The organism is Kluyvera sichuanensis, from assembly GCF_014218705.1.
GTDB lineage: Bacteria > Pseudomonadota > Gammaproteobacteria > Enterobacterales > Enterobacteriaceae > Kluyvera > Kluyvera sichuanensis.
This window is the reverse complement of sequence record NZ_JABBJF010000013.1, coordinates 34,972-58,188: the sequence shown is the minus strand read 5'-3', so window position 1 is coordinate 58,188 and position 23,217 is coordinate 34,972. Positions and strand designations below refer to the sequence as shown.

Here is a 23,217-nt window from a genome sequence, read left to right as displayed (position 1 = left end):
GAAAGGATCTCTGATGCTCTGGTTAATGACGATGGGACGACGTCTCAACGGTGTGTATGCCGCCTTTATGCTGGTGGCGTTTATGATGGGCATAGCGGGGGCATTACAGGCACCGACGCTGAGCCTGTACCTCAGTCGAGAAGTTGGTGTGCAGCCGTTCTGGGTGGGGCTGTTCTATACCGTCAACGCCATCGCCGGGATCGTCGTCAGCCTCGGGCTGGCAAAACGATCCGATAACCGGGGTGACCGGCGCAAGCTGATTATGTTCTGCTGCCTGATGGCGGTGGGCAACGCGTTGCTCTTTGCCTTCAATCGCCACTACCTGACGCTGATTACCTGCGGTGTGCTGCTGGCCTCGATCGCCAACGCCGCGATGCCGCAGCTGTTCGCGCTGGCGCGTGAATATGCCGATAGCTCGGCGCGTGAAGTGGTGATGTTCAGTTCGGTAATGCGTGCGCAGCTGTCGCTGGCGTGGGTGATTGGCCCGCCGCTGGCTTTCATGCTTGCACTTAACTATGGCTTTACCGCCATGTTTTCCATTGCTGCGGGGATTTTTGCCATCAGCCTGACGCTGATTGCCCTGACGCTACCGTCGGTCGCGAGGGTCGAGCAGCCTGCCGATGCGGTACAGAACCAGATTAGCGGCTGGAAAGACAGCAACGTGCGAATGCTGTTTATCGCCTCCACGCTGATGTGGACCTGCAACACCATGTATATCATTGATATGCCGCTGTGGATCAGCAGCGATCTCGGCCTGCCGGATAGCCTGGCGGGGATCCTGATGGGAACGGCGGCGGGGCTGGAAATTCCGGCGATGATCCTCGCGGGTTACTACGTGAAGCGCTTCGGTAAGCGGCAGATGATGGTAACCGCGGTGGCCGCCGGGGTGTTGTTCTACGTCGGCCTGATCTTCTTCCATAGCCACACGTCGTTGCTGGTGCTTCAGCTGTTTAATGCGGTGTTTATCGGTATTGTCGCCGGGATTGGCATGCTGTGGTTCCAGGATCTGATGCCGGGTCGTGCGGGAGCGGCGACCACGCTGTTTACCAACAGCATTTCAACCGGGGTGATTCTGGCGGGGATTATTCAGGGGGCGTTGGCCCAGAGCTTTGGCCACTTCTCGGTGTACTGGGTAATAGCTGGGATTTCGGTGGTAACGCTGGTGATGACCGGACGGGTGAAGGACGTTTAGTCTGGTGCAGTCCCGGCGTCGCTGCGCTCGGCCGGGCTACTAACAGCGGTAGCCCGGACAAGGCGCGAACGCGCCGCCTCCGGGGAGGCAGCGGCGTTACGGATTACTGCATAAACGCCGGCTGCTTGTTTTCGTAAGCAGAAATCGCATCTTCATGCTGCAGCGTCAGGCCGATGCTATCCAGCCCGTTCAGCATGCAGTGGCGACGGAAGTCGTCAATTTTAAAGCTGTAGGATTTCTCACCCGCCTTCACCACCTGCGCTTCCAGATCCACTTCAAACGTAATGCCCGGGTTGGCTTTCACCAATTCAAACATTTCGTCGACCTGCGCGTCGCTCAGAGTGACCGGCAGCAGCTGGTTGTTAAAGCTATTGCCGTAGAAGATATCGGCAAAGCTTGGGGCAATCACCACTTTAAAACCGTAGTCGGTCAGCGCCCACGGTGCGTGTTCGCGTGACGAACCGCAGCCGAAGTTTTCGCGCGCCAACAGAATGGAAGCGCCTTTAAACTCCGGGAAGTTCAGTACGAACTCGGGGTTCGGCTGCTCGCCTTTGTCGTCCAGGAAGCGCCAGTCGTTAAACAGGTGTGCGCCAAAGCCGGTGCGGGTCACTTTCTGCAAAAACTGCTTTGGAATGATGGCATCGGTATCGACGTTCGCGGCATCCAGCGGCACCACCAGTCCCGTATGTTGGGTAAATTTCTCAGCCATGATGGTGTTTCCTTATTTCAAGCTACGAATGTCGGCGAAATGACCGGTTACCGCGGCCGCTGCGGCCATAGCCGGGCTGACCAAATGGGTACGGCCACCGCGGCCCTGACGGCCTTCAAAGTTACGGTTGCTGGTAGAGGCGCAGCGTTCGCCTGGGTTCAGACGATCGTTGTTCATGGCCAGGCACATGGAGCAGCCCGGCAGACGCCATTCAAAGCCCGCTTCGATAAAGATCTTATCCAGACCTTCTGCTTCCGCCTGCGCTTTCACCGGGCCGGAGCCAGGCACAACCAGCGCCTGTACGCCTGGAGCCACTTTACGGCCTTTGGCGATTTCTGCCGCCGCGCGTAAGTCTTCGATACGCGAGTTGGTGCAGGAGCCAATAAATACTTTATCAATCGCGACGTCGGTCAGCGGAATGCCTGGCTTCAGGCCCATATAGGCCAGCGCTTTCTCGGCACTGGCGCGTTCAACTGGATCGTTAAAGGAGGCAGGGTCCGGAATATTGTCATTCACGGATATCACCTGGCCTGGGTTGGTGCCCCAGGTCACCTGCGGCGCAATTTCTTCAGCCTGCAGGGTAACTACGCTGTCGAAGGTGGCACCATCGTCGGTTTTCAGGGTCTGCCAATAGGCGACCGCGTCGTCAAAATCTTTGCCTTTCGGCGCATGCAGACGGCCTTCCACGTAGTTGAAGGTGGTCTGATCCGGTGCCACCAGGCCCGCTTTCGCGCCCAGTTCGATCGCCATGTTGCACAGCGTCATACGGCCTTCCATGCTCAGGTCACGGATGGCCTGACCGCAGAACTCAACCACGTGGCCGGTGCCGCCTGCGCTGCCGGTTTTACCGATAATCGCCAGCACGATGTCTTTGGCAGTGATGCCCGGCGCCGCTTTGCCGTTCACTTCAATCTTCATGGTTTTGGCGCGACCCTGTTTCAGGGTCTGGGTTGCCAGCACATGTTCCACTTCGGAGGTGCCGATACCAAACGCCAGTGCGCCAAATGCGCCGTGCGTCGCGGTATGGGAGTCGCCGCAGACGATGGTCATGCCTGGCAGGGTCACGCCCTGTTCTGGCCCCATCACGTGCACGATACCCTGATACGGGTGGTTCAGGTCATACAGCTCAACGCCAAACTCGTTGCAGTTCTTAATCAACTCCTGCATCTGGATGCGAGCCATCTCGCCGGAGGCATTGATGTCTTTGGTCTGGGTAGAGACGTTGTGATCCATGGTGGCGAAGGTTTTACCCGGCTGGCGCACCGGACGGTTGTGCGCACGCAGGCCGTCAAACGCCTGCGGTGAAGTCACTTCATGCACCAGGTGGCGGTCGATGTACAACAGCGGCGTTTCGCTTGGCGCTTCATAAACCACGTGAGCATCAAACAACTTTTCGTATAAGGTCTTCGCCATGATTACACCCCTTCGGCAACATAGCGGGCGATGATGTCGCCCATTTCATCGGTACTGACTGCCGCGGCGCCGCGAGCTAAATCACTGGTCCGTACGCCTTCTTCCAGCGCACGGTTAATGGCATTTTCAATGGCAGTGGCCGCGTCGTTGGCGTCCAGGCTGTAGCGCAACAGCAGCGCCAGAGAGAGGATTTGCGCAATCGGGTTGGCGATGTTTTTGCCCGCGATATCCGGCGCGGAGCCACCGGCAGGTTCGTACAGGCCAAAACCTTCTTCATTCAGGCTGGCAGACGGCAGCATGCCCATCGAGCCGGTGATCATCGCGCACTCGTCGGAGAGAATGTCGCCGAACAGGTTGGAGCACAGCACCACGTCGAACTGCGACGGATCTTTAATCAGTTGCATGGTGGCGTTGTCGATGTACATGTGTGCCAGCTCAACGTCGGCATACTCTTTGCTGATTTCGCTGACAATTTCGCGCCACAAAATGGAGGACTGCAGCACGTTGGATTTATCGATAGAGGTCACTTTGTGACGGCGTTTGCGTGCAGATTCAAACGCAATACGGGCAATACGTTCAATCTCAAAACGGTGATACACCTCGGTATCAAACGCTTTTTCGTGCTGGCCGCTGCCTTCGCGCCCCTTCGGCTGGCCGAAGTAGATACCGCCGGTCAGTTCACGGACGCACAGAATGTCGAAGCCGTTAGCGGCGATATCGGCGCGCAGCGGGCAGAACTCTTCCAGCCCCTGATACAGCTTTGCCGGACGCAGGTTGCTGAACAGCTTGAAGTGCTTACGCAGCGGCAGCAGCGCGCCGCGCTCTGGCTGCTGGTTCGGCGGCAGGTTTTCCCATTTTGGGCCACCCACAGAGCCAAACAGAATCGCGTCTGCCTGGTCGCAACCGTCAACGGTCGCCTTCGGCAGCGGTTCGCCATGACGATCGATGGCGATACCGCCTACGTCGTAATGGCTAGTGGTGATGCGCATATCAAAACGTTGACGCACGGCTTCCAGTACTTTCAATGCCTGTGTCATGACTTCCGGGCCAATACCGTCACCTGGTAACACAGCAATATGGTAATTCTTCGACATTACACGGTTTCCTTGTTGTTCTCGTTATTCTTAATTTTGCGTTGCAACTCTTTTTCGACTTCTGCGGCGCGCCAGATGTTGTTCAGCACGTGAACCATCGCTTTGGCGGAGGATTCAACGATATCCGTTGCCAGACCGACGCCGTGGAAGCGACGACCGTTATAGTTAACGACGATATCCACCTGACCCAGCGCGTCTTTGCCCTGGCCTTTGGCGTTCAGGTCGTATTTCACCAACTCAATGTCGTAGCCGGTAATACGGTTAATCGCCTGATAAATCGCATCAACAGGGCCATTACCGTTAGCGGCTTCAGCTTTGGTTTCTTCACCGCAGGCCAGCTTCACGGATGCGGTGGCGATGTCGCTGGATCCTGACTGCACGCTGAAGTAATCCAGACGGAAATGCTCTGGCTCTTCCTGCTGTTTGTTGATGAACGCCAGCGCTTCCAGATCGTAATCGAAGACCTGGCCTTTTTTGTCCGCCAGCTTCAGGAAGGCGTCGTACAGGTGGTCCATGTTGTAGTCGGTATCTTTGTAGCCCATCTCTTCCATGCGGTGTTTCACGGCGGCACGGCCAGAGCGGGAGGTCAGGTTCAACTGCACCTGGTTCAGACCGATGGACTCAGGGGTCATGATTTCGTAGTTTTCGCGGTTTTTCAGCACGCCGTCCTGGTGGATACCGGAGGAGTGGGCGAATGCGCCGGTACCGACGATAGCTTTGTTGGCCGGGATCGGCATGTTGCAGATCTGGCTAACGGTCTGGCTGGTACGCCAGATTTCGTTATGGTTGATGGCGGTGTGCACGTTCATAATGTCTTTGCGCACTTTAATCGCCATGATCACTTCTTCCAGCGAGCAGTTACCCGCGCGCTCACCGATGCCATTCATCGCGCCTTCAACCTGACGAGCGCCCGCGTGGACCGCAGCCAGAGAGTTACCGACCGCCATGCCCAAGTCGTCATGGGTGTGAACGGAGATAATCGCTTTATCGATGTTTGGAACGCGTTCGTACAGGCCGGTAATAATGTTGGAGAATTCAAACGGCAGGGTGTAGCCGACGGTGTCTGGAATGTTGATGGTGGTTGCACCCGCGTTAATCGCGGCTTCTACTACGCGCGCCAACTGGTCAATTGGGGTACGACCGGCATCTTCGCAGGAGAATTCGACGTCGTCAGTGTAATTACGTGCCCGCTTAATCATATAGATTGCGCGCTCGATGACTTCGTCCAGCGTGCTGCGCAGCTTGGTGGCGATATGCATCGGCGAGGTGGCAATAAAAGTATGAATACGGAACGCTTCGGCCACTTTTAATGACTCGGCGGCAACGTCAATATCCGCCTCTACGCAGCGAGCCAGCGCACAGACGCGGCTGTTTTTAATGTTGCGCGCGATGGTCTGTACCGATTCAAAATCGCCCGGAGAAGAGACCGGAAACCCGACTTCCATCACGTCAACGCCCATACGCTCGAGGGCAAAGGCAATCTGCAGTTTCTCTTTCACGCTCAGGCTTGCCTGTAATGCCTGTTCACCATCACGTAAGGTCGTATCAAAAATAATGACTTGCTGGCTCATGGTTTAGGTCCTTGGTTAACTTGGGGCGCCTTGCTACGAGCATAAAAAAACCCGCGCAGCGGCGCGGGTTTTTCGTTTAACTGATGATGACTTAACGTTGAACGTCGCACACCAGCCTACCGCGCACAGAAGAGGCGTTTAGTAGTAGTAGGCCGTTGAAGCGAGTGGTACGGAACATGTCATCATTCTCCAGATGAATTCGATATGCTTTTAGTGGTACTGGATATGGTTTCCGATGTCAACCCTGACGTACAAAATGAAGGGGATTTCGATATGGAAACGAAACGGATGAATTAGCTAATTGTGCTGAAAAATACCGTTATCCATAGATGATAGTTTCTTTTGTTAATTCACGAATTACATACTTTGTCGCATCTGAACACGATTCATCGTAAATGCTCATGAGTTTGACATTTCTTAAGTTTGAATCTATCTGCATGATAAATATATGGTTATCTAAAATTGGCTCTTGTTTTGTAAATCGATAAAAGCCATTTTTGATATAAAATGTTAATTTTAAAATCGAGAAAAATAAAACACTTTAATAAAACTTAATTTATTGTTCCGATTTTGGATCGTTGTCTATTCGTACGATCTATGGGTAAACTACATGTCATTCGCTTGGTGATATAGATGAGGTCGATTTTTACTCATCAATAATATCGCTTTGCCTCTTTATATATTCCTATTTTTTATTGAATTCTCTTCTTTGGATCTTATATGCATGGTAAATCATATAGCCTCAATATATTTTTGCTATTTTGCAAAGGGAGTTTTGTATGACATTGGAGTCTGATAGCGTAATTAATGCGCCGGAGCAGCAACGCACATCAACTAATGAAGGAAATAAACCTCAGCTCCGGATGGTTGATTTAAATTTGCTGACCGTATTTGATGCGGTGATGCAGGAACAAAACATTACGCGCGCAGCCCACATGCTAGGCATGTCGCAGCCTGCGGTCAGTAATGCTGTCGCTCGCCTGAAAGTCATGTTCAATGATGAATTATTTGTGCGCTATGGGCGCGGTATTCAGCCGACGGCGCGCGCATTCCAGTTGTTTGGCTCTGTTCGTCAAGCATTGCAGCTGGTGCAAAATGAATTACCCGGCTCAGGTTTTGAACCATTGAGCAGCGAACGCGTATTTAATCTTTGTGTGTGCAGCCCTCTCGATAATTATCTGACTTCCGTCATTCTCAATAAAGTGAATGAAGTTGCGCCGCATATTCATATGGTTTTTAAATCATCATTAAATCAAAACACCGAACATCAGTTGCGTTATCAGGAAATTGAGTTTGTGCTGGGTTATGAAGAGTTCCGCCGCCCGGAGTTTGCCTGCATTCCACTCTTTAACGATGAAATGGTTCTGGTGGCGAGCAACAAGCACCCGCGAGTGCATGGTCCGGTAACGGAAACCGATATTTATAACGAAGAGCATGCCGTTGTGTCTCTCGATCGCTATGCGTCGTTTAGCCAGCCGTGGTATGACACCATTGATAAGCAAAGCCGTGTAGCCTATCAAGGTATGGCGCTGATTAGCGTACTGAATGTGGTTTCCCAGACCCAGATGGTCGCCGTGGCGCCACGTCGGCTGGCCGAAGAGTTTGCTGAACAGCTCCACCTGCAGATTTTACCGCTGCCAATGAAGCTAAACAGCCGTACTTGCTATCTTTCCTGGCATGAAGCGGCCGGTCGCGATAAAGGCCATCAATGGATGGAAGAGTTGCTGATTAACGCCTGCCGTCAGCAGTAATCGACTTCGAAGGCAAACAGGGTGCATTTGCATTCTGTTTGTTTTGTCTATTTGTGACAAATAAGAATTTTATGCTGTTATTGCCGGTTGGTCGTCGGGGCAATAAAGTGAAAAATGCAGGTTTTGCTGTAATGGCTCCATTCGCCCGAGCATCTACGCTATTCTTTTCCTCGCATTGAAGTAATCCTCCATCATTTTCCCTTTTCCCTTTATTTTTCCTCTTTTTAGTACCGCATCTACGTCAGACGTGTGAATTGCCTGCCTTGTGGCGAGCGGTTATGTTAGGTCGTTACCGATAATTTAGTGCCGGTGGACGTACCGCGTACCGCTGGCATATGGCCGTAGAGAAATGAATTCTCGGGCCATTAAGCACAGAAGCCGGGAGGCAAACCATGGAGATGTTGTCTGGAGCCGAGATGGTCGTCCGATCGTTAATCGATCAGGGCGTAAAGCAGGTATTTGGCTACCCTGGAGGCGCCGTCCTCGATATTTATGACGCGCTGCATACGGTAGGGGGGATTGACCATGTGCTGGTGCGCCATGAGCAGGCAGCGGTGCATATGGCCGATGGCCTGGCGCGTGCGACCGGGGAAGTGGGCGTGGTGCTGGTCACCTCCGGCCCTGGGGCGACAAACGCTATCACTGGTATTGCCACGGCTTATATGGACTCGATTCCACTGGTCGTGCTCTCCGGTCAGGTAGCGACGTCGCTGATTGGTTATGACGCCTTCCAGGAGTGCGACATGGTCGGGATCTCGCGCCCGGTGGTGAAGCACAGCTTCCTGGTGAAGCAGACCGAAGATATTCCCGGCGTGCTCAAGAAGGCATTCTGGCTGGCAGCCAGCGGCCGCCCTGGCCCGGTGGTGGTTGACCTGCCAAAAGATATTATGAACCCGGCTAAGAAGCTCCCGTACGTCTGGCCCGATGCGGTCAGCATGCGTTCTTACAACCCAACCACGACCGGCCATAAAGGCCAGATCAAACGTGCGCTGCAGACGCTTATCGCGGCGAAAAAACCGGTGGTATATGTGGGCGGCGGCGTGGTGAACGCCGAATGCCACACGCAACTGCGTACGCTGATTGAAAAACTGAATCTGCCGGTGGCCTCTTCGCTGATGGGGCTCGGCGGTTTCCCGGCAACGCATCGTCAGTCGCTGGGGATGCTGGGCATGCACGGCACCTATGAAGCCAATATGGTGATGCACCACTCCGACGTGATTTTCGCCGTCGGGGTGCGTTTTGACGATCGCACCACCAACAACCTGGCGAAGTACTGTCCGGATGCCACGGTGCTGCATATCGATATCGATCCAACGTCGATCTCTAAAACGGTACCGGCGGATATTCCGATCGTCGGCGATGCGGGGCAGGTGTTGGATCAAATGCTGGAGCTGCTGGATCAGGAAAGCGCCGCGCAGCCGCTGGATGAGATCCGCGACTGGTGGCAGCAAATCGAGCAATGGCGTGCACGTCAGTGCCTGAAATATGACACTCAAAGCGGGCAGATTAAACCGCAGGCGGTAGTGGAAACTATCTGGAAGCTGACCAACGGTGAAGCGTACGTCACCTCAGATGTAGGTCAGCACCAGATGTTCGCCGCGCTGTATTACCCGTTTGATAAACCGCGTCGTTGGATCAACTCCGGCGGCCTCGGCACCATGGGCTTCGGCCTGCCGGCGGCGCTTGGCGTGAAGATGGCGCTGCCGGAAGAGACCGTGGTCTGCGTGACCGGCGACGGCAGCATTCAGATGAACATTCAGGAGCTCTCAACCGCGCTGCAGTACGAGCTGCCGGTGCTGGTGCTAAACCTGAACAACGGTTATCTGGGCATGGTGAAGCAGTGGCAGGATATGATCTATTCTGGCCGTCACTCCCAGTCCTATATGCAGTCGCTGCCGGACTTTGTTCGCCTGGCGGAAGCCTACGGTCATGTTGGTATTCGTATCACCGAGCCCGCTGAGCTTGAGAGCAAGCTTGCACAGGCGCTGGAGCAGGTGCGCAATAACCGCCTGGTATTTGTCGACGTCTGCGTCGATGGCAGCGAGCACGTCTACCCGATGCAGATTCGCGGCGGGGCAATGGACGAGATGTGGCTGAGCAAAACGGAGAGAACCTGATTATGCGCCGGATATTATCTGTATTACTGGAAAACGAGTCCGGCGCGCTGTCGCGCGTGATTGGCCTCTTTTCGCAGCGTGGGTACAACATTGAAAGTCTGACCGTCGCGCCTACCGACGATCCGACGCTATCCCGCATGACTATCCAGACGGTCGGCGATGAAAAGACCATCGAGCAGATCGAAAAGCAGCTGCACAAGCTGGTGGACGTACTGCGAGTGAACGAGCTGGGGCAGGGCGCTCACGTGGAACGTGAAATCATGCTGGTGAAGGTCCAGGCCAGCGGCTATGGCCGTGACGAAGTGAAGCGCAACACGGAAATCTTCCGCGGACAGATCATCGACGTTACGCCATCGCTCTATACCGTGCAGCTGGCGGGGACAAGTGACAAGCTGGATGCATTCCTCGCTTCGCTGCGCGATGTCGCCAGAATTGTTGAAGTGGCGCGCTCCGGCGTGGTTGGTTTGTCGCGCGGCGACAAGATTATGCGCTAATCACCTCTCATCGCTTTATCGTAGCCCGGCCTGGAGTCGGGCTTTTTTTTGCGAAATCAGCAATAAGTGCGAAGAAAAGCTATTGCCGATGAGATCAATCTGCGTTTAGATGTTACGGATTATACTTATAAAGCAAGGGGCAATTGTGAAACTGGATGAAATCGCCCGGCTTGCCGGTGTTTCCCGAACCACCGCCAGCTATGTGATTAACGGCAAAGCTAAGCAGTACCGCGTCAGCGACAAGACTGTCGAAAAAGTGATGGCCGTTGTGCGTGAGCATAACTACCACCCTAACGCGGTAGCCGCCGGTCTGCGTGCAGGACGCACTCGTTCTATTGGGCTGGTGATTCCCGATCTGGAAAACACCAGCTACACGCGCATCGCAAACTATCTTGAGCGTCAGGCCCGCCAGCGCGGCTACCAGTTACTGATTGCCTGCTCGGAAGATCAGCCGGACAACGAAATGCGCTGTATCGAGCACCTGCTGCAACGCCAGGTTGATGCGATTATCGTGTCAACATCGCTGCCGCCGGAGCACCCTTTCTACCAGCGTTGGGCGAACGATTCGTTCCCGATTGTCGCGCTTGACCGTGCGCTCGATCGCGAACACTTCACCAGCGTCGTGGGCGCCGATCAGGACGACGCGGAAATGCTTGCTGCAGAACTGCGTACCTTCCCGGCAGAAACCGTTCTTTATCTTGGCGCGTTGCCGGAGCTGTCGGTAAGTTTCCTGCGCGAACAGGGCTTCCGTACCGCCTGGAAAGATGACCCGCGCGACGTGCACTTCCTGTATGCCAATAGCTACGAACGTGAAGCTGCGGCGCAGCTGTTTGAAAAATGGCTGGAAACGCACCCGATGCCGCAGGCGCTGTTCACCACCTCATTTGCGCTGCTGCAAGGGGTAATGGACGTGACGCTGCGTCGTGAAGGCAAGCTGCCGACCGATCTGGCGATTGCGACCTTTGGTGATAACGAACTGCTCGACTTCCTGCAATGTCCGGTCCTTGCGGTAGCCCAGCGTCACCGTGATGTTGCCGAACGCGTGCTGGAGATTGTGCTGGCAAGCCTCGATGAACCGCGCAAGCCGAAGCCTGGCTTGAGCCGTATTCGTCGTAATCTTTACCGTCGCGGTAGTCTGAGCCGTCGATAAGCTCTCTTAATGAAGGCTACGATCGGTGGCCTTCATTGAACAAAAAAATCATTCAATTCTTAATTCAGATAATTCTTCATTTTGGTTAGCCCTCTATTTAATTCCCCCGCTAAGATCGCGGAATAGTGCTTAATAATGTGAACGCAAAGTAAAATTAAATTATTTGTGTATTATTTTGTTACATTCTCGCGGCGGATTGCCGAAATAACAAACACTTCTCAGCTTACCTACCAGAATGGGCAATCTCTCTACTCCGAATTCCTCGCAGGGGCGCGCCAGAGGGACTGTTAACGAGCATCAGAATGTCCTAAAATGCCGCTCGCGTCGCAAACTGACACTTTATATATTCTTTCGATGATATTAAGTCGCGTTAACGGCTTGTGAATCCGCCTCTATTTTTCTTGCGGGTATTCATGGCGTTAATTTGCCTCGTCTGTTGGATAATTATTAATCAGGGCTATTGTCGGCCGCAAATAGTGGTTTTTTGGACTCTGTTGGCATTCATGCTGGCTTGACAAGCTTTTCCTCTGCTCCGTAAACTCCTTAAAGTGGGAATTTGTGGGGTAAAGTGGTAATCGGGGGTGAAGCTGGCATGTTCCGAGGGGCAACGTTAGTCAATCTCGACAGCAAAGGGCGCTTAGCCGTCCCTGTCCGATATCGGGACCAGCTAGTCGAGAGCGCTACCGGTCAAATGGTTTGTACCATTGACATCCATCACCCCTGCCTGCTGCTTTATCCTCTGCCTGAATGGGAAATTATCGAGCAAAAACTCTCGCGTTTGTCGAGCATGAACCCCGTTGAGCGTCGCGTACAGCGACTGCTGTTAGGGCATGCTAGCGAATGCCAGATGGATAATGCCGGGCGATTATTGATTGCGCCGGTTTTACGGCAACACGCCGGATTGACCAAAGAAGTGATGCTGGTCGGGCAGTTCAACAAATTTGAACTGTGGGATGAAACGGCCTGGTATCAACAGGTCAAGGAAGATATCGACGCTGAACAATCTGCTTCAGGGGCGCTGTCGGAGCGATTGCAGGATTTGTCCTTATAAATATGATGGAAAATTTTAAACACACCACGGTACTGCTGGATGAGGCCGTTAACGGCCTGAATATTCGTCCTGACGGTATCTATATTGATGGTACCTTTGGTCGCGGTGGTCACTCGCGCCTTATCCTGTCGCAGCTTGGCGAGCAGGGGCGTTTGATTGCGATCGACCGCGATCCAGAAGCGATCGCGGTGGCGAAGACCATCGATGACCCACGCTTTTCCATCGTGCACGGCCCTTTCTCTGCGCTGGCGGACTACGTTGCCGAGCGCGATCTTGTCGGCAAGATTGACGGTATCCTTCTCGATCTTGGCGTTTCTTCACCGCAGCTTGATGACGCTGAACGTGGTTTCTCCTTTATGCGCGATGGCCCGCTGGACATGCGCATGGACCCAACCCGCGGTCAGTCAGCAGCAGAATGGCTGCAAACGGCAGAAGAAGCGGACATTGCCTGGGTGATTAAAACCTTCGGCGAAGAACGCTTTGGTAAACGTATCGCTCGCGCCATCGTTGAGCGTAATCGCGAGCAGCCGATGACCCGTACCAAAGAGCTGGCGGAAGTTATCGCGGCTGCCATGCCGGTGAAAGACAAATTCAAACACCCCGCAACCCGTACCTTCCAGGCGGTGCGCATTTGGGTGAATAGTGAGCTGGAGGAGATAGAGCAAGCGCTAAAAAGCTCGCTTGGCGTGCTGGCCCCGGGTGGGCGGCTGTCGATCATCAGCTTCCATTCGCTGGAAGACCGCATCGTGAAACGCTTTATGCGTGAACAGAGCCGTGGTCCACAAGTTCCAGCGGGGATCCCGATGACCGAAGAGCAACTCAGGAAGCTGGGTGGCCGTCATTTACGAGCGCTAGGCAAGTTGATGCCGGGCGAAGATGAAGTGGCAGAGAATCCGCGTGCCCGTAGTTCAGTACTGCGTATTGCAGAAAGGACGAACGCATGATCGGCAGAGTGACAGAAGCCCTAAGCAAAGTAACCGGGTCGTTAGGAAACGGCGAGCGCCATGCCTTGCCTGGCGTTATTCGCGACGACCTTTTGCAATTCGGGAAGCTGCCACTCTGTCTGTTCATTTGCATCATTGTCACGGCGGTAACGGTGGTGACGACCGCCCACCATACCCGCCTGTTAACGGCCCAACGAGAACAGTTGGTGCTGGAGCGCGACGCGTTAGACATTGAGTGGCGAAATCTGATCCTCGAAGAGAATGCTCTTGGCGATCATAGCCGCGTCGAACGTATCGCTACCGAAAAGTTGCAGATGCAACATGTTGATCCATCAAAAGAAAATATTGTTGTGCAGAAATAAGGATTATTGCAACGCATGAAACCAGCGGCAAAAACGCTTAAGCCAAAACGTCAGGAAGAACAGGCCAACTTTATCGGTTGGCGTTTTGCGTTGCTTTGCGGCTGTATTTTTCTGGCGCTTGCGTTCCTGTTGGGACGCGCGGCCTGGCTACAAATTATTGCCCCGGATAAGCTGGTGCGTGAAGGTGACATGCGTTCCCTGCGCGTTCAGCAGGTTTCCACCTCTCGCGGTATGATAACCGACCGCTCAGGCCGCCCGCTGGCGGTGAGCGTGCCGGTAAAAGCGATTTGGGCCGACCCGAAAGAACTGCATGAAGCGGGCGGCGTGATGCTGAACAACCGCTGGAAAGCGCTGGCGGATGCGCTGAACATCCCGCTGGACCAGTTGGCAAACCGCATCAACACCAACCCGCGCATGCGCTTTATCTATCTGGCGCGTCAGGTGAACCCTGACATGGCTGACTACATCAAAAAGCTCAAGTTGCCGGGGATTTATCTGCGCGAAGAGTCGCGCCGTTACTATCCATCCGGAGAAGTAACCGCTCACCTCATCGGCTTCACCAACGTTGACAGCCAGGGGATTGAAGGGGTTGAGAAGAGCTTCGACAAGTGGCTCACCGGCCAACCGGGCGAGCGCATCGTGCGTAAAGACCGCTATGGCCGGGTGATTGAAGATATCTCCTCAACCGACAGCCAGGCCGCGCACAACCTGGCGTTGAGCATTGATGAGCGCCTGCAGGCGCTGGTGTACCGCGAACTGAACAACGCCGTGGCGTTTAACAAAGCGGAATCCGGCAGCGCCGTGCTGGTCGACGTGAGCACGGGTGAAGTGCTGGCGATGGCCAACAGCCCGTCCTATAACCCGAACAACTTTACCGGCACCGCCAAAGACACCATGCGTAACCGGGCCATCACCGACGTGTTTGAACCGGGCTCTACGGTGAAACCGATGGTGGTGATGACCGCGCTACAGCGCGGCGTGGTGCGCGAAAACACCGTGCTGAACACTATTCCTTACCGTATTAACGGCCACGAAATCAAAGACGTGGCGCGCTACAGCGAATTGACCCTGACCGGGGTTCTACAGAAGTCGAGTAACGTCGGTGTTTCCAAGCTGGCGTTAGCGATGCCGTCCTCAGCGTTAGTAGATACTTACTCACGTTTTGGGCTGGGAAAAGCGACCAATTTGGGGTTGGTCGGAGAACGCAGTGGCTTATATCCTCAAAAACAACGGTGGTCTGACATAGAGAGGGCCACCTTCTCTTTCGGCTACGGGCTAATGGTAACGCCGTTACAGTTAGCGCGTGTCTACGCAACGATTGGCAGCTACGGGATCTACCGTCCGCTGTCGATAACCAAAGTTGACCCGCCGGTTCCCGGCGAGCGTATCTTCCCGGAATCTATTGTCCGCACCGTCGTTCATATGATGGAAAGCGTGGCGCTGCCTGGCGGCGGCGGCGTGAAGGCGGCGATTAAAGGCTACCGTATCGCGATTAAAACCGGTACGGCGAAAAAAGTCGGTCCGGACGGGCGCTATATCAACAAATACATTGCTTACACCGCGGGCGTTGCGCCAGCCAGCCAGCCGCGCTTTGCGCTGGTGGTGGTGATCAACGACCCGCAGGCGGGTAAATACTACGGTGGCGCCGTTTCCGCGCCGGTCTTTGGTGCCATCATGGGCGGCGTACTGCGCACGATGAACATTGAGCCGGATGCGCTGGCGACGGGCGGCGATAAAAGTGAATTAGTAACGAATCAAGGCGAGGGTACAGGTGGCAGATCGTAATTTGCGCGACCTTCTCGCTCCGTGGGTGCCAAATGCGCCGGAGCGAGTACTGCGAGAGATGACGCTCGACAGCCGTGTGGCTGCATCGGGCGATCTGTTCGTAGCGGTGGTGGGTCATCAGGCGGACGGGCGTCGTTATATCCCGCAGGCAATTGCGCAAGGTGTCGCTGCTGTTATAGCCGAGGCAAAAGATGAGGCCGCCGACGGTGAAATCCGCGAGATGCACGGCGTGCCGGTTATCTACCTCAGCCAGTTAAACGAGCGCTTATCGGCACTGGCCGGGCGTTTTTACCACGAGCCTTCCGACAGCCTGCGCCTGATTGGCGTGACCGGGACCAACGGTAAAACCACCACCACGCAGCTGATTGCACAATGGTGCCAACTGCTGGGTGAAACCAGCGCGGTGATGGGCACGGTCGGTAACGGCCTGCTGGATAAAGTGATCCCAACGGAAAACACCACCGGCTCGGCGGTCGACGTACAGCACGTGCTGGCTGGTCTGGTTGAGCAGGGGGCGACGGTTGCCGCGATGGAGGTTTCCTCTCACGGCCTGGTGCAACACCGCGTGGCAGCGCTTAAGTTTGCCGCCTCGGTGTTCACTAACCTGAGCCGCGATCATCTTGATTACCATGGTGATATGGAGCACTACGAAGCGGCGAAATGGCTGCTGTACTCCACTCACCACTGCGGCCAGGCCATCGTCAACGCGGACGATGAAGTGGGCCGCCGCTGGTTAGGTCGTCTGCCGGATGCCGTTGCGGTCTCCATGGACGGTCACATTAATCCAGACTGCCACGGCCGCTGGCTGAAAGCCGTGACGGTGAACTACCACGATAGCGGCGCGACCATCCGCTTCGACTCCACCTGGGGCGAAGGCGAAATTGAAAGCCGCCTGATGGGGGCGTTTAACGTCAGTAATCTGCTGCTGGCGCTGGCAACGCTGCTGGCGCTGGGCTACCCGTTGGCTGACTTGCTGAATACCGCAGCGCGTTTACAGCCGGTTTGCGGGCGTATGGAAGTGTTTAGCGCGCCGGGCAAACCGACGGTGGTGGTCGATTACGCCCACACCCCGGATGCGCTGGAAAAAGCGCTGCAGGCCGCGCGCCTGCACTGCTCCGGCAAGCTGTGGTGCGTCTTTGGCTGCGGCGGCGACCGTGACAAAGGCAAACGTCCACTGATGGGAGCGATTGCCGAAGAGTTTTCCGATGTGGTGGTGGTGACCGACGATAATCCACGCACCGAAGAGCCGCGTGACATCATTAACGACATTCTCGCGGGCATGGTTGATGCCGGCCACGTGAAGGTGATGGAAGGCCGCGCTGAAGCGGTGACCAACGCCATCATGCAGGCAAAAGCAGATGACGTCGTGCTGGTGGCTGGTAAAGGCCATGAAGATTATCAGATTGTGGGTAACCGTCGTCTCGATTACTCCGACCGTATTACCGCAGCGCGTCTGCTGGGAGTGGTGGCATGATTGGCGTAACGCTTGGCCAGCTTGCCAACGTTCTGAACGGCGAGCTTTGCGGCAGCGATGCCCTTATTGAAGATGTGACCACCGATACCCGGAAATTAACCCCGGGCTGTCTGTTTGTGGCGCTGAAGGGCGAACGTTTTGACGCGCATGATTTTGCGCAAACGGCCAAAGACGGCGGCGCAGGTGCGCTGTTGGTCAGCCGTAAGCTGGATATCGATCTGCCACAGCTGGTGGTGAGCGATACCCGTCTGGCCTTCGGCGAACTGGCGGCCTGGGTACGTCAGCAGGTGCCTGCTCGCGTAGTCGCCCTGACCGGTTCTTCCGGTAAAACCTCGGTGAAAGAGATGACCGCCGCCATTCTGGGGCAGTGCGGCAACACGCTTTATACCGCGGGCAATCTAAACAATGACATCGGTGTGCCGATGACATTACTGCGCCTGACGCCGGAGCATCAGTTTGCGGTTATTGAACTGGGGGCAAACCACCAGGGCGAAATCGCCTGGACCGTGAGTTTGACCCGCCCGGAAGCCGCGCTGGTGAACAACCTGGCGGCGGCGCATCTGGAAGGTTTTGGCTCTCTGGCGGGCGTTGCGAAAGCGAAGGGTGAAATCTTCACCGGCCTGCCGGATAGCGGCATTGCGATTCTGAACGCTGATAACAATGATTGGGACAACTGGCAGCAGGTCATTGGCGATCGTACCGTCTGGCGTTTCTCACCCAATGCGGCGGGGAGCGATTTCAGCGCTGCTGACGTGCGCATTACCTCGCAGGGTACGGAATTTACGCTGCATACGCCGAACGGCAGCACCGACGTGCTGTTGCCGCTGCCGGGTCGCCATAACATCGCCAATGCGCTGGCTGCAACCGCGCTGGCAACCGCTGTGGGCGCTGACCTGAACGCGGTGAAAGCCGGTCTGGCGCAGCTGAAAGCGGTGCCGGGTCGCCTGTTCCCGATTCACCTGACGGACAGCCAACTGGTACTGGATGACTCCTATAACGCTAACGTTGGTTCGATGACGGCGGCGGTACAGGTGCTGTCTGAAATGCCGGGCTACCGCGTACTGGTGGTCGGCGATATGGCTGAGTTGGGCGCTGAGAGTGAAGCTTGCCACATTCAGGTTGGCGAAGCGGCGAAAGCGGCGGGTATTGATCGCGTGCTGAGCGTCGGTAAGTTAAGCCAGGCGATTAGCGATGCTAGCGGGGCAGGGGAGCACTTAATCGATAAAGCATCGGCAATTGCTCGTCTTAACATGCTGATTAACGAACACAAATCTATCACCATTCTGGTGAAAGGATCACGCAGTGCTGCCATGGAAGAGGTCGTACGCGCATTACAGGAGAATGGGACATGTTAGTGTGGCTGGCCGAACATCTGGTCAAATATTATTCCGGCTTTAACGTCTTTTCCTATCTGACGTTTCGCGCCATCGTCAGCCTGCTGACCGCGCTGTTCATCTCTTTGTGGATGGGCCCGCGCATGATCGCCCGTCTGCAAAAAATGTCGTTTGGTCAGGTTGTTCGTAACGACGGCCCTGAATCTCACTTCAGTAAACGCGGTACCCCAACGATGGGCGGGATCATGATCCTGACCGCGATTACGGTCTCCGTGCTGCTGTGGGCCTACCCGTCAAACCCGTACGTCTGGTGCGTACTGACGGTGCTGATTGGCTACGGCATTATTGGTTTTGTCGATGACTACCGCAAAGTGGTTCGTAAAGACACCAAAGGGCTTATCGCGCGCTGGAAATACTTCTGGATGTCGGTGATTGCGCTGGGCGTCGCCTTCGCGCTGTACCTTGCCGGTAAAGATACGCCGGCTACCGAGCTGGTGGTGCCGTTCTTCAAGGACATCATGCCGCAGCTCGGCCTGCTCTACATCCTACTGGCCTATTTCGTGATCGTGGGTACCGGCAACGCCGTTAACCTGACCGATGGCCTCGACGGCCTGGCCATTATGCCGACCGTCTTTGTGGCGGCGGGCTTTGCGCTGGTGGCGTGGGCGACCGGTAACATGAACTTTGCGAGCTATCTGCACATTCCTTACCTGCGCCACGCCGGTGAGCTGGTGATCGTCTGTACGGCGATTGTCGGTGCGGGCTTAGGTTTCCTGTGGTTCAACACCTATCCAGCGCAGGTCTTTATGGGCGACGTTGGTTCGCTGGCGCTGGGCGGCGCGCTGGGCATTATCGCCGTGCTGCTGCGTCAGGAGTTCCTGCTGGTGATCATGGGCGGCGTCTTCGTGGTGGAAACCCTGTCGGTGATTCTGCAGGTAGGTTCCTTCAAGCTGCGCGGTCAGCGCATCTTCCGTATGGCGCCGATCCACCACCACTATGAACTGAAAGGCTGGCCGGAACCGCGCGTGATCGTGCGCTTCTGGATTATTTCGCTGATGCTGGTCCTGATTGGCCTGGCAACGCTGAAGGTACGTTAATCATGGCAGATTACCAGGGTAAAAACGTCGTCATCATTGGTCTTGGACTGACCGGGCTCTCCTGCGTGGATTTTTTCCTCGCGCAGAACGTTACGCCACGCGTGATGGATACCCGAGCGACGCCACCCGGTCTGGATAAGCTGCCGGAAGCGGTTGAACGCTACGTCGGCGGGCTAAATGAAGACTGGCTGATGGCGGCCGATCTGATCGTTGCCAGCCCCGGTATGGCGCTGGCAAACCCGTCGCTGAGTCTCGCGGCGGATGCCGGTATTGAAATCGTCGGTGATATTGAACTGTTCTGCCGCGAAGCGCAGGCACCGATTGTGGCCATTACCGGCTCCAACGGTAAAAGCACTGTCACCACGCTGATTGGCGAGATGGCTAAAGCGGCGGGCGTAAATGTCGGCGTTGGCGGAAACATTGGCCTGCCTGCGCTGATGCTACTGGACCCGGCCCGCGAACTTTACGTGCTTGAGCTTTCCAGCTTCCAGCTGGAAACCACCTCAAGCCTGCATGCCGCGGCGGCGACCATTCTGAACGTCACCGAAGATCATATGGATCGCTATCCGCTGGGGCTGCAGCAGTACCGTGCGGCGAAACTGCGTATCTATGAAAACGCCAAAGTCTGCGTTGTGAACGCCGATGACGGCCTGACCATGCCAGTGCGTGGTGCGGACGAGCGCTGCGTAAGCTTCGGCGTGGACGTTGGTGACTATCACCTGAATCGCCAGCAGGGGGAAACCTGGCTGCGCGTGAAGGGTGAAAAGGTATTGAACGTTAAAGAGATGCCGCTCACCGGGCAGCATAACTACAGCAACGCCCTGGCGGCGCTGGCGCTGGCGGATGCCGTTGGCCTGCCGCGCGCGACCAGCCTGAAAGCGCTGACCACCTTTACCGGGCTGGCTCACCGTTTCCAGATTGTGCTCGATCACCGTGGTGTGCGCTGGATTAACGACTCTAAAGCGACCAACGTCGGCAGTACCGAAGCGGCCTTAAACGGCCTGCACGTAGCGGGAACGTTGTATCTGCTGCTGGGCGGCGACGGTAAATCGGCCGATTTCGAACCGCTGCGCCGCTACCTGACCGGCGATAACATTCGTCTTTACTGCTTTGGCCGCGACGGCGGTGAACTGGCCGCGCTGCGTCCGGAAATCGCCACCCAAACGGAAACCATGGAAGAGGCAATGCGCCTGATTGCGCCGCAGGTCAAAGCGGGCGATATGGTGCTACTGTCTCCGGCCTGCGCCAGCCTCGATCAGTTTAAAAGCTTTGAACAGCGCGGCGACGTGTTTGCTCGCCTGGCGAAGGAGTTAGGTTGATGCGTTTATCGCTCCCGCGCCTGAGACTGCCTCGACTGAGGCTGCCGCGTCTGCCGGGCATGCGTATTTTCGCATGGCTGTTTGGTTGGATGTTTGCCGCGCTTAAGGGCTGGGTGATGGGCTCTCGGGAGAAAGATACCGATAGCCTGATTATGTACGACCGCACGCTGCTGTGGCTGACGCTTGGCCTGGCGGCGATTGGTTTTATTATGGTGACCTCGGCGTCGATGCCGGTGGGTCAGCGTCTGGCGAACGATCCGTTCCTGTTCGCCAAGCGTGATGGTCTCTATATTTTGCTGGCGTTTGTGCTGGCGCTGGTGACGCTGCGGCTGCCGATGTCGTTCTGGCAGAAGCACAGTACGTTCATGCTGATTGCTTCTATTGGTATGTTGCTGATTGTACTGGTGGTCGGGAGCTCGGTTAACGGGGCATCGCGCTGGATTGCCTTCGGCCCGCTGCGTATCCAGCCTGCCGAGCTGACCAAGCTGTCGCTGTTTTGCTATATCGCCAACTATCTGGTGCGTAAAGCCGACGAGGTGCGCAACAACCTGCGCGGCTTCTTAAAGCCGATGGGCGTGATTTTCGTGCTGGCAATTTTACTGCTGGCGCAGCCGGACCTCGGTACCGTCGTGGTGCTGTTTGTGACCACCCTGGCGATGCTGTTCCTCGCAGGCGCCAAGCTGTGGCAGTTCATCGCCATCATCGGCATGGGTATCTCGGCCGTGGTGCTGCTGATCCTCGCCGAACCGTACCGTATTCGCCGCGTGACCTCGTTCTGGAATCCGTGGGAAGACCCGTTCGGCAGCGGTTACCAGCTGACGCAGTCGCTGATGGCCTTCGGGCGCGGTGAGATGTGGGGCCAGGGGTTAGGCAACTCGGTGCAGAAACTGGAGTACCTGCCGGAGGCACATACCGACTTCATCTTCGCCATCATCGGCGAGGAATTGGGTTATATCGGTGTGGTACTGGCACTTTTAATGGTATTCTTCGTCGCTTTCCGCGCCATGTCCATTGGTCGCAAAGCGCTGGAGATAAACCAACGTTTTTCTGGCTTCCTGGCTTGCGCAATTGGCATATGGTTCAGCTTCCAGGCGTTGGTCAACGTAGGGGCGGCGGCCGGGATGTTACCGACCAAGGGCCTTACCCTACCGTTGATAAGCTACGGTGGCTCCAGTCTTCTGATTATGTCGACAGCCATCATGTTCTTATTACGTATTGATTATGAAACGCGTCTGGAAAAAGCCCAGGCGTTTACCCGAGGTTCTCGATGAGCGGTCAAACAAAGCGGTTAATGGTGATGGCGGGCGGTACCGGTGGGCACGTGTTCCCGGGGCTGGCGGTTGCGCACCATTTAATGGATCAGGGCTGGCAAGTACGCTGGCTGGGAACCGCGGATCGTATGGAAGCCGACCTGGTGCCAAAACATGGCATCGAGATTGATTTTATCCATATTTCCGGCCTGCGCGGCAAAGGTTTGAAGGCGCTACTGCTGGCGCCGATGCGTATTTTTAACGCCTGGCGTCAGGCGCGCGCGATCATGAAACGCTTTAAGCCGGACGTGGTGCTGGGAATGGGCGGGTATGTTTCCGGGCCGGGCGGTCTGGCGGCGTGGTCACTGGGTATTCCGGTTGTCCTGCACGAGCAGAACGGCATTGCTGGCTTGACGAACAAATGGCTGGCGAAGATTGCCACCAAAGTGATGCAGGCCTTCCCGGGCGCGTTCCCGAATGCGGAAGTGGTCGGCAACCCGGTGCGTGTTGATGTGCTGGCGCTGCCGCTGCCGGAACAGCGTCTGGTCGGCCGCGAAGGCCCGATTCGCGTACTGGTCGTTGGCGGCTCTCAGGGGGCGCGTATTCTCAACCAGACTCTGCCTCAGGTGGCGCAACGTTTGGGCGAGGCGGTGACCATCTGGCACCAGAGCGGCAAAGGCGGTCAGCAGACCGTTGAGCAGGCTTATGCCGATGTCGGTCAACCGCAGCATAAAGTAACCGAATTCATTGATGACATGGCCGAAGCGTACGCGTGGGCTGATGTCGTCGTCTGCCGCTCCGGCGCGCTGACGGTCAGTGAGATTGCGGCAGCGGGGCTGCCTGCTATCTTCGTGCCGTTCCAGCATAAGGACCGTCAGCAGTACTGGAATGCGCTGCCGCTGGAGAAAGCCGGCGCGGCGAAGATCTTCGAGCAGCCGCAGTTTACGGCGCAAGCGGTCGCTGACACGCTGGCAAGCTGGGATCGCAACACATTATTAGAGATGGCTGAGCGTGCTCGTGCGACGGCCATCCCGGACGCTACCGAACGGGTAGCAAAAGAAGTAAGCCTGGCTGCAAAGGCTTAATCATCGCGGCGCAGTTGCGTCGCCC

At 55.9% G+C, this 23,217-nt stretch carries 20 protein-coding genes; 15 read left to right on the top strand and 5 right to left on the bottom strand.

Going from position 1 to position 23,217, the window contains the following annotated elements:
• The first annotated feature begins 13 nt into the window (after positions 1-13).
• On the top strand, positions 14-1,192 hold the full coding sequence (locus tag HII27_RS14570) for a sugar efflux transporter (protein ID WP_185668576.1): 1,179 nt from the start codon (positions 14-16) through the stop codon (positions 1,190-1,192).
• A gap of 103 nt (positions 1,193-1,295) precedes the next feature.
• Here the strand turns inward: HII27_RS14570 and leuD are convergent, their stop codons facing one another.
• The 5 genes from leuD to leuL all read right to left on the bottom strand — a co-directional run bounded on the left by leuD (position 1,296) and on the right by leuL (position 6,157).
• Positions 1,296-1,901, bottom strand: a complete 606-nt coding sequence (gene leuD / locus HII27_RS14565) for a 3-isopropylmalate dehydratase small subunit (RefSeq protein WP_185668575.1) — start codon at positions 1,899-1,901, stop codon at positions 1,296-1,298.
• A gap of 12 nt (positions 1,902-1,913) precedes the next feature.
• Complete coding sequence (gene leuC / locus HII27_RS14560) at positions 1,914-3,314, bottom strand: 3-isopropylmalate dehydratase large subunit (RefSeq protein WP_185668574.1); 1,401 nt, start codon at positions 3,312-3,314, stop codon at positions 1,914-1,916.
• A 2-nt stretch (positions 3,315-3,316) separates the two neighbouring features.
• Complete coding sequence (gene leuB / locus HII27_RS14555) at positions 3,317-4,408, bottom strand: 3-isopropylmalate dehydrogenase (RefSeq protein ID WP_185668571.1); 1,092 nt, start codon at positions 4,406-4,408, stop codon at positions 3,317-3,319.
• The gene (gene leuA, locus HII27_RS14550; protein ID WP_185668569.1) at positions 4,408-5,979 is read right to left on the bottom strand and encodes a 2-isopropylmalate synthase; all 1,572 of its coding nucleotides are present in this window, start codon (positions 5,977-5,979) and stop codon (positions 4,408-4,410) included. Before leuA ends, leuB begins: the two co-directional genes overlap by 1 nt.
• A gap of 91 nt (positions 5,980-6,070) precedes the next feature.
• Positions 6,071-6,157 carry a leu operon leader peptide gene (gene leuL / locus HII27_RS27540; protein WP_100249930.1) on the bottom strand — a complete coding sequence of 29 codons (87 nt, stop codon included), beginning with the start codon at positions 6,155-6,157 and terminating at the stop codon, positions 6,071-6,073.
• A 601-nt stretch (positions 6,158-6,758) separates the two neighbouring features.
• Here leuL and leuO point away from each other — a divergent pair.
• The 14 genes from leuO to murG all read left to right on the top strand — a co-directional run bounded on the left by leuO (position 6,759) and on the right by murG (position 23,192).
• Complete coding sequence (leuO, locus tag HII27_RS14540; RefSeq protein ID WP_185668567.1) at positions 6,759-7,730, top strand: transcriptional regulator LeuO; 972 nt, start codon at positions 6,759-6,761, stop codon at positions 7,728-7,730.
• A gap of 392 nt (positions 7,731-8,122) precedes the next feature.
• Positions 8,123-9,847, top strand: coding sequence for an acetolactate synthase 3 large subunit (gene ilvI / locus HII27_RS14535; RefSeq protein WP_185668565.1), 1,725 nt, complete (start codon positions 8,123-8,125; stop codon positions 9,845-9,847).
• Between the two features lie 2 nt (positions 9,848-9,849).
• Positions 9,850-10,341 (top strand): acetolactate synthase small subunit, encoded by a 492-nt coding sequence (gene ilvN / locus HII27_RS14530; RefSeq protein WP_035893016.1) that lies wholly within the window; start codon positions 9,850-9,852, stop codon positions 10,339-10,341.
• 145 nt (positions 10,342-10,486) lie between these two features.
• Positions 10,487-11,491: a catabolite repressor/activator gene (gene cra, locus HII27_RS14525; protein WP_185668563.1), complete on the top strand. Its 1,005-nt coding sequence runs from the start codon at positions 10,487-10,489 to the stop codon at positions 11,489-11,491.
• Between the two features lie 592 nt (positions 11,492-12,083).
• Complete coding sequence (gene mraZ, locus HII27_RS14520; protein ID WP_185668561.1) at positions 12,084-12,542, top strand: division/cell wall cluster transcriptional repressor MraZ; 459 nt, start codon at positions 12,084-12,086, stop codon at positions 12,540-12,542.
• A gap of 2 nt (positions 12,543-12,544) precedes the next feature.
• Positions 12,545-13,486, top strand: coding sequence for a 16S rRNA (cytosine(1402)-N(4))-methyltransferase RsmH (gene rsmH, locus HII27_RS14515; RefSeq protein WP_185668559.1), 942 nt, complete (start codon positions 12,545-12,547; stop codon positions 13,484-13,486).
• Entirely contained in the window at positions 13,483-13,848 is a 366-nt protein-coding gene (ftsL, locus tag HII27_RS14510; RefSeq protein WP_035893020.1) for a cell division protein FtsL, read from the top strand. Before rsmH ends, ftsL begins: the two co-directional genes overlap by 4 nt.
• Positions 13,849-13,863: 15 nt before the next feature.
• The gene (locus HII27_RS14505; protein WP_185668557.1) at positions 13,864-15,633 is read left to right on the top strand and encodes a peptidoglycan glycosyltransferase FtsI; all 1,770 of its coding nucleotides are present in this window, start codon (positions 13,864-13,866) and stop codon (positions 15,631-15,633) included.
• Positions 15,620-17,107, top strand: coding sequence for a UDP-N-acetylmuramoyl-L-alanyl-D-glutamate--2,6-diaminopimelate ligase (gene murE / locus HII27_RS14500; RefSeq protein ID WP_185668555.1), 1,488 nt, complete (start codon positions 15,620-15,622; stop codon positions 17,105-17,107). The genes HII27_RS14505 and murE overlap by 14 nt, the downstream gene beginning before the upstream one ends.
• The gene (murF, locus tag HII27_RS14495; RefSeq protein WP_185668553.1) at positions 17,104-18,462 is read left to right on the top strand and encodes a UDP-N-acetylmuramoyl-tripeptide--D-alanyl-D-alanine ligase; all 1,359 of its coding nucleotides are present in this window, start codon (positions 17,104-17,106) and stop codon (positions 18,460-18,462) included. The genes murE and murF overlap by 4 nt, the downstream gene beginning before the upstream one ends.
• Positions 18,456-19,538 carry a phospho-N-acetylmuramoyl-pentapeptide-transferase gene (mraY, locus tag HII27_RS14490; protein WP_035893027.1) on the top strand — a complete coding sequence of 361 codons (1,083 nt, stop codon included), beginning with the start codon at positions 18,456-18,458 and terminating at the stop codon, positions 19,536-19,538. Before murF ends, mraY begins: the two co-directional genes overlap by 7 nt.
• Positions 19,539-19,540: 2 nt before the next feature.
• The gene (gene murD, locus HII27_RS14485) at positions 19,541-20,857 is read left to right on the top strand and encodes a UDP-N-acetylmuramoyl-L-alanine--D-glutamate ligase (RefSeq protein ID WP_185668551.1); all 1,317 of its coding nucleotides are present in this window, start codon (positions 19,541-19,543) and stop codon (positions 20,855-20,857) included.
• The gene (ftsW, locus tag HII27_RS14480; protein ID WP_185668550.1) at positions 20,857-22,128 is read left to right on the top strand and encodes a cell division protein FtsW; all 1,272 of its coding nucleotides are present in this window, start codon (positions 20,857-20,859) and stop codon (positions 22,126-22,128) included. Before murD ends, ftsW begins: the two co-directional genes overlap by 1 nt.
• Positions 22,125-23,192, top strand: a complete 1,068-nt coding sequence (gene murG, locus HII27_RS14475) for an undecaprenyldiphospho-muramoylpentapeptide beta-N-acetylglucosaminyltransferase (protein ID WP_185668548.1) — start codon at positions 22,125-22,127, stop codon at positions 23,190-23,192. Before ftsW ends, murG begins: the two co-directional genes overlap by 4 nt.
• Positions 23,193-23,217 lie beyond the last annotated feature (25 nt).

Coding starts and splice junctions, on each gene's coding strand:
- ilvI (WP_185668565.1), top strand. CDS start 8,123: ATGGAGATGTTGTCTGGAGCCGAGATGGTCGTCCGATCGTTAATCGAT.
- HII27_RS14570 (WP_185668576.1), top strand. CDS start 14: ATGCTCTGGTTAATGACGATGGGACGACGTCTCAACGGTGTGTATGCC.
- ilvN (WP_035893016.1), top strand. CDS start 9,850: ATGCGCCGGATATTATCTGTATTACTGGAAAACGAGTCCGGCGCGCTG.
- rsmH (WP_185668559.1), top strand. CDS start 12,545: ATGATGGAAAATTTTAAACACACCACGGTACTGCTGGATGAGGCCGTT.
- murF (WP_185668553.1), top strand. CDS start 17,104: ATGATTGGCGTAACGCTTGGCCAGCTTGCCAACGTTCTGAACGGCGAG.
- leuD (WP_185668575.1), bottom strand. CDS start 1,901: ATGGCTGAGAAATTTACCCAACATACGGGACTGGTGGTGCCGCTGGAT.
- leuL (WP_100249930.1), bottom strand. CDS start 6,157: ATGTTCCGTACCACTCGCTTCAACGGCCTACTACTACTAAACGCCTCT.
- murD (WP_185668551.1), top strand. CDS start 19,541: ATGGCAGATTACCAGGGTAAAAACGTCGTCATCATTGGTCTTGGACTG.
- mraZ (WP_185668561.1), top strand. CDS start 12,084: ATGTTCCGAGGGGCAACGTTAGTCAATCTCGACAGCAAAGGGCGCTTA.
- leuB (WP_185668571.1), bottom strand. CDS start 4,408: ATGTCGAAGAATTACCATATTGCTGTGTTACCAGGTGACGGTATTGGC.
- mraY (WP_035893027.1), top strand. CDS start 18,456: ATGTTAGTGTGGCTGGCCGAACATCTGGTCAAATATTATTCCGGCTTT.
- leuA (WP_185668569.1), bottom strand. CDS start 5,979: ATGAGCCAGCAAGTCATTATTTTTGATACGACCTTACGTGATGGTGAA.
- ftsL (WP_035893020.1), top strand. CDS start 13,483: ATGATCGGCAGAGTGACAGAAGCCCTAAGCAAAGTAACCGGGTCGTTA.
- leuO (WP_185668567.1), top strand. CDS start 6,759: ATGACATTGGAGTCTGATAGCGTAATTAATGCGCCGGAGCAGCAACGC.
- HII27_RS14505 (WP_185668557.1), top strand. CDS start 13,864: ATGAAACCAGCGGCAAAAACGCTTAAGCCAAAACGTCAGGAAGAACAG.
- leuC (WP_185668574.1), bottom strand. CDS start 3,314: ATGGCGAAGACCTTATACGAAAAGTTGTTTGATGCTCACGTGGTTTAT.
- murG (WP_185668548.1), top strand. CDS start 22,125: ATGAGCGGTCAAACAAAGCGGTTAATGGTGATGGCGGGCGGTACCGGT.
- ftsW (WP_185668550.1), top strand. CDS start 20,857: ATGCGTTTATCGCTCCCGCGCCTGAGACTGCCTCGACTGAGGCTGCCG.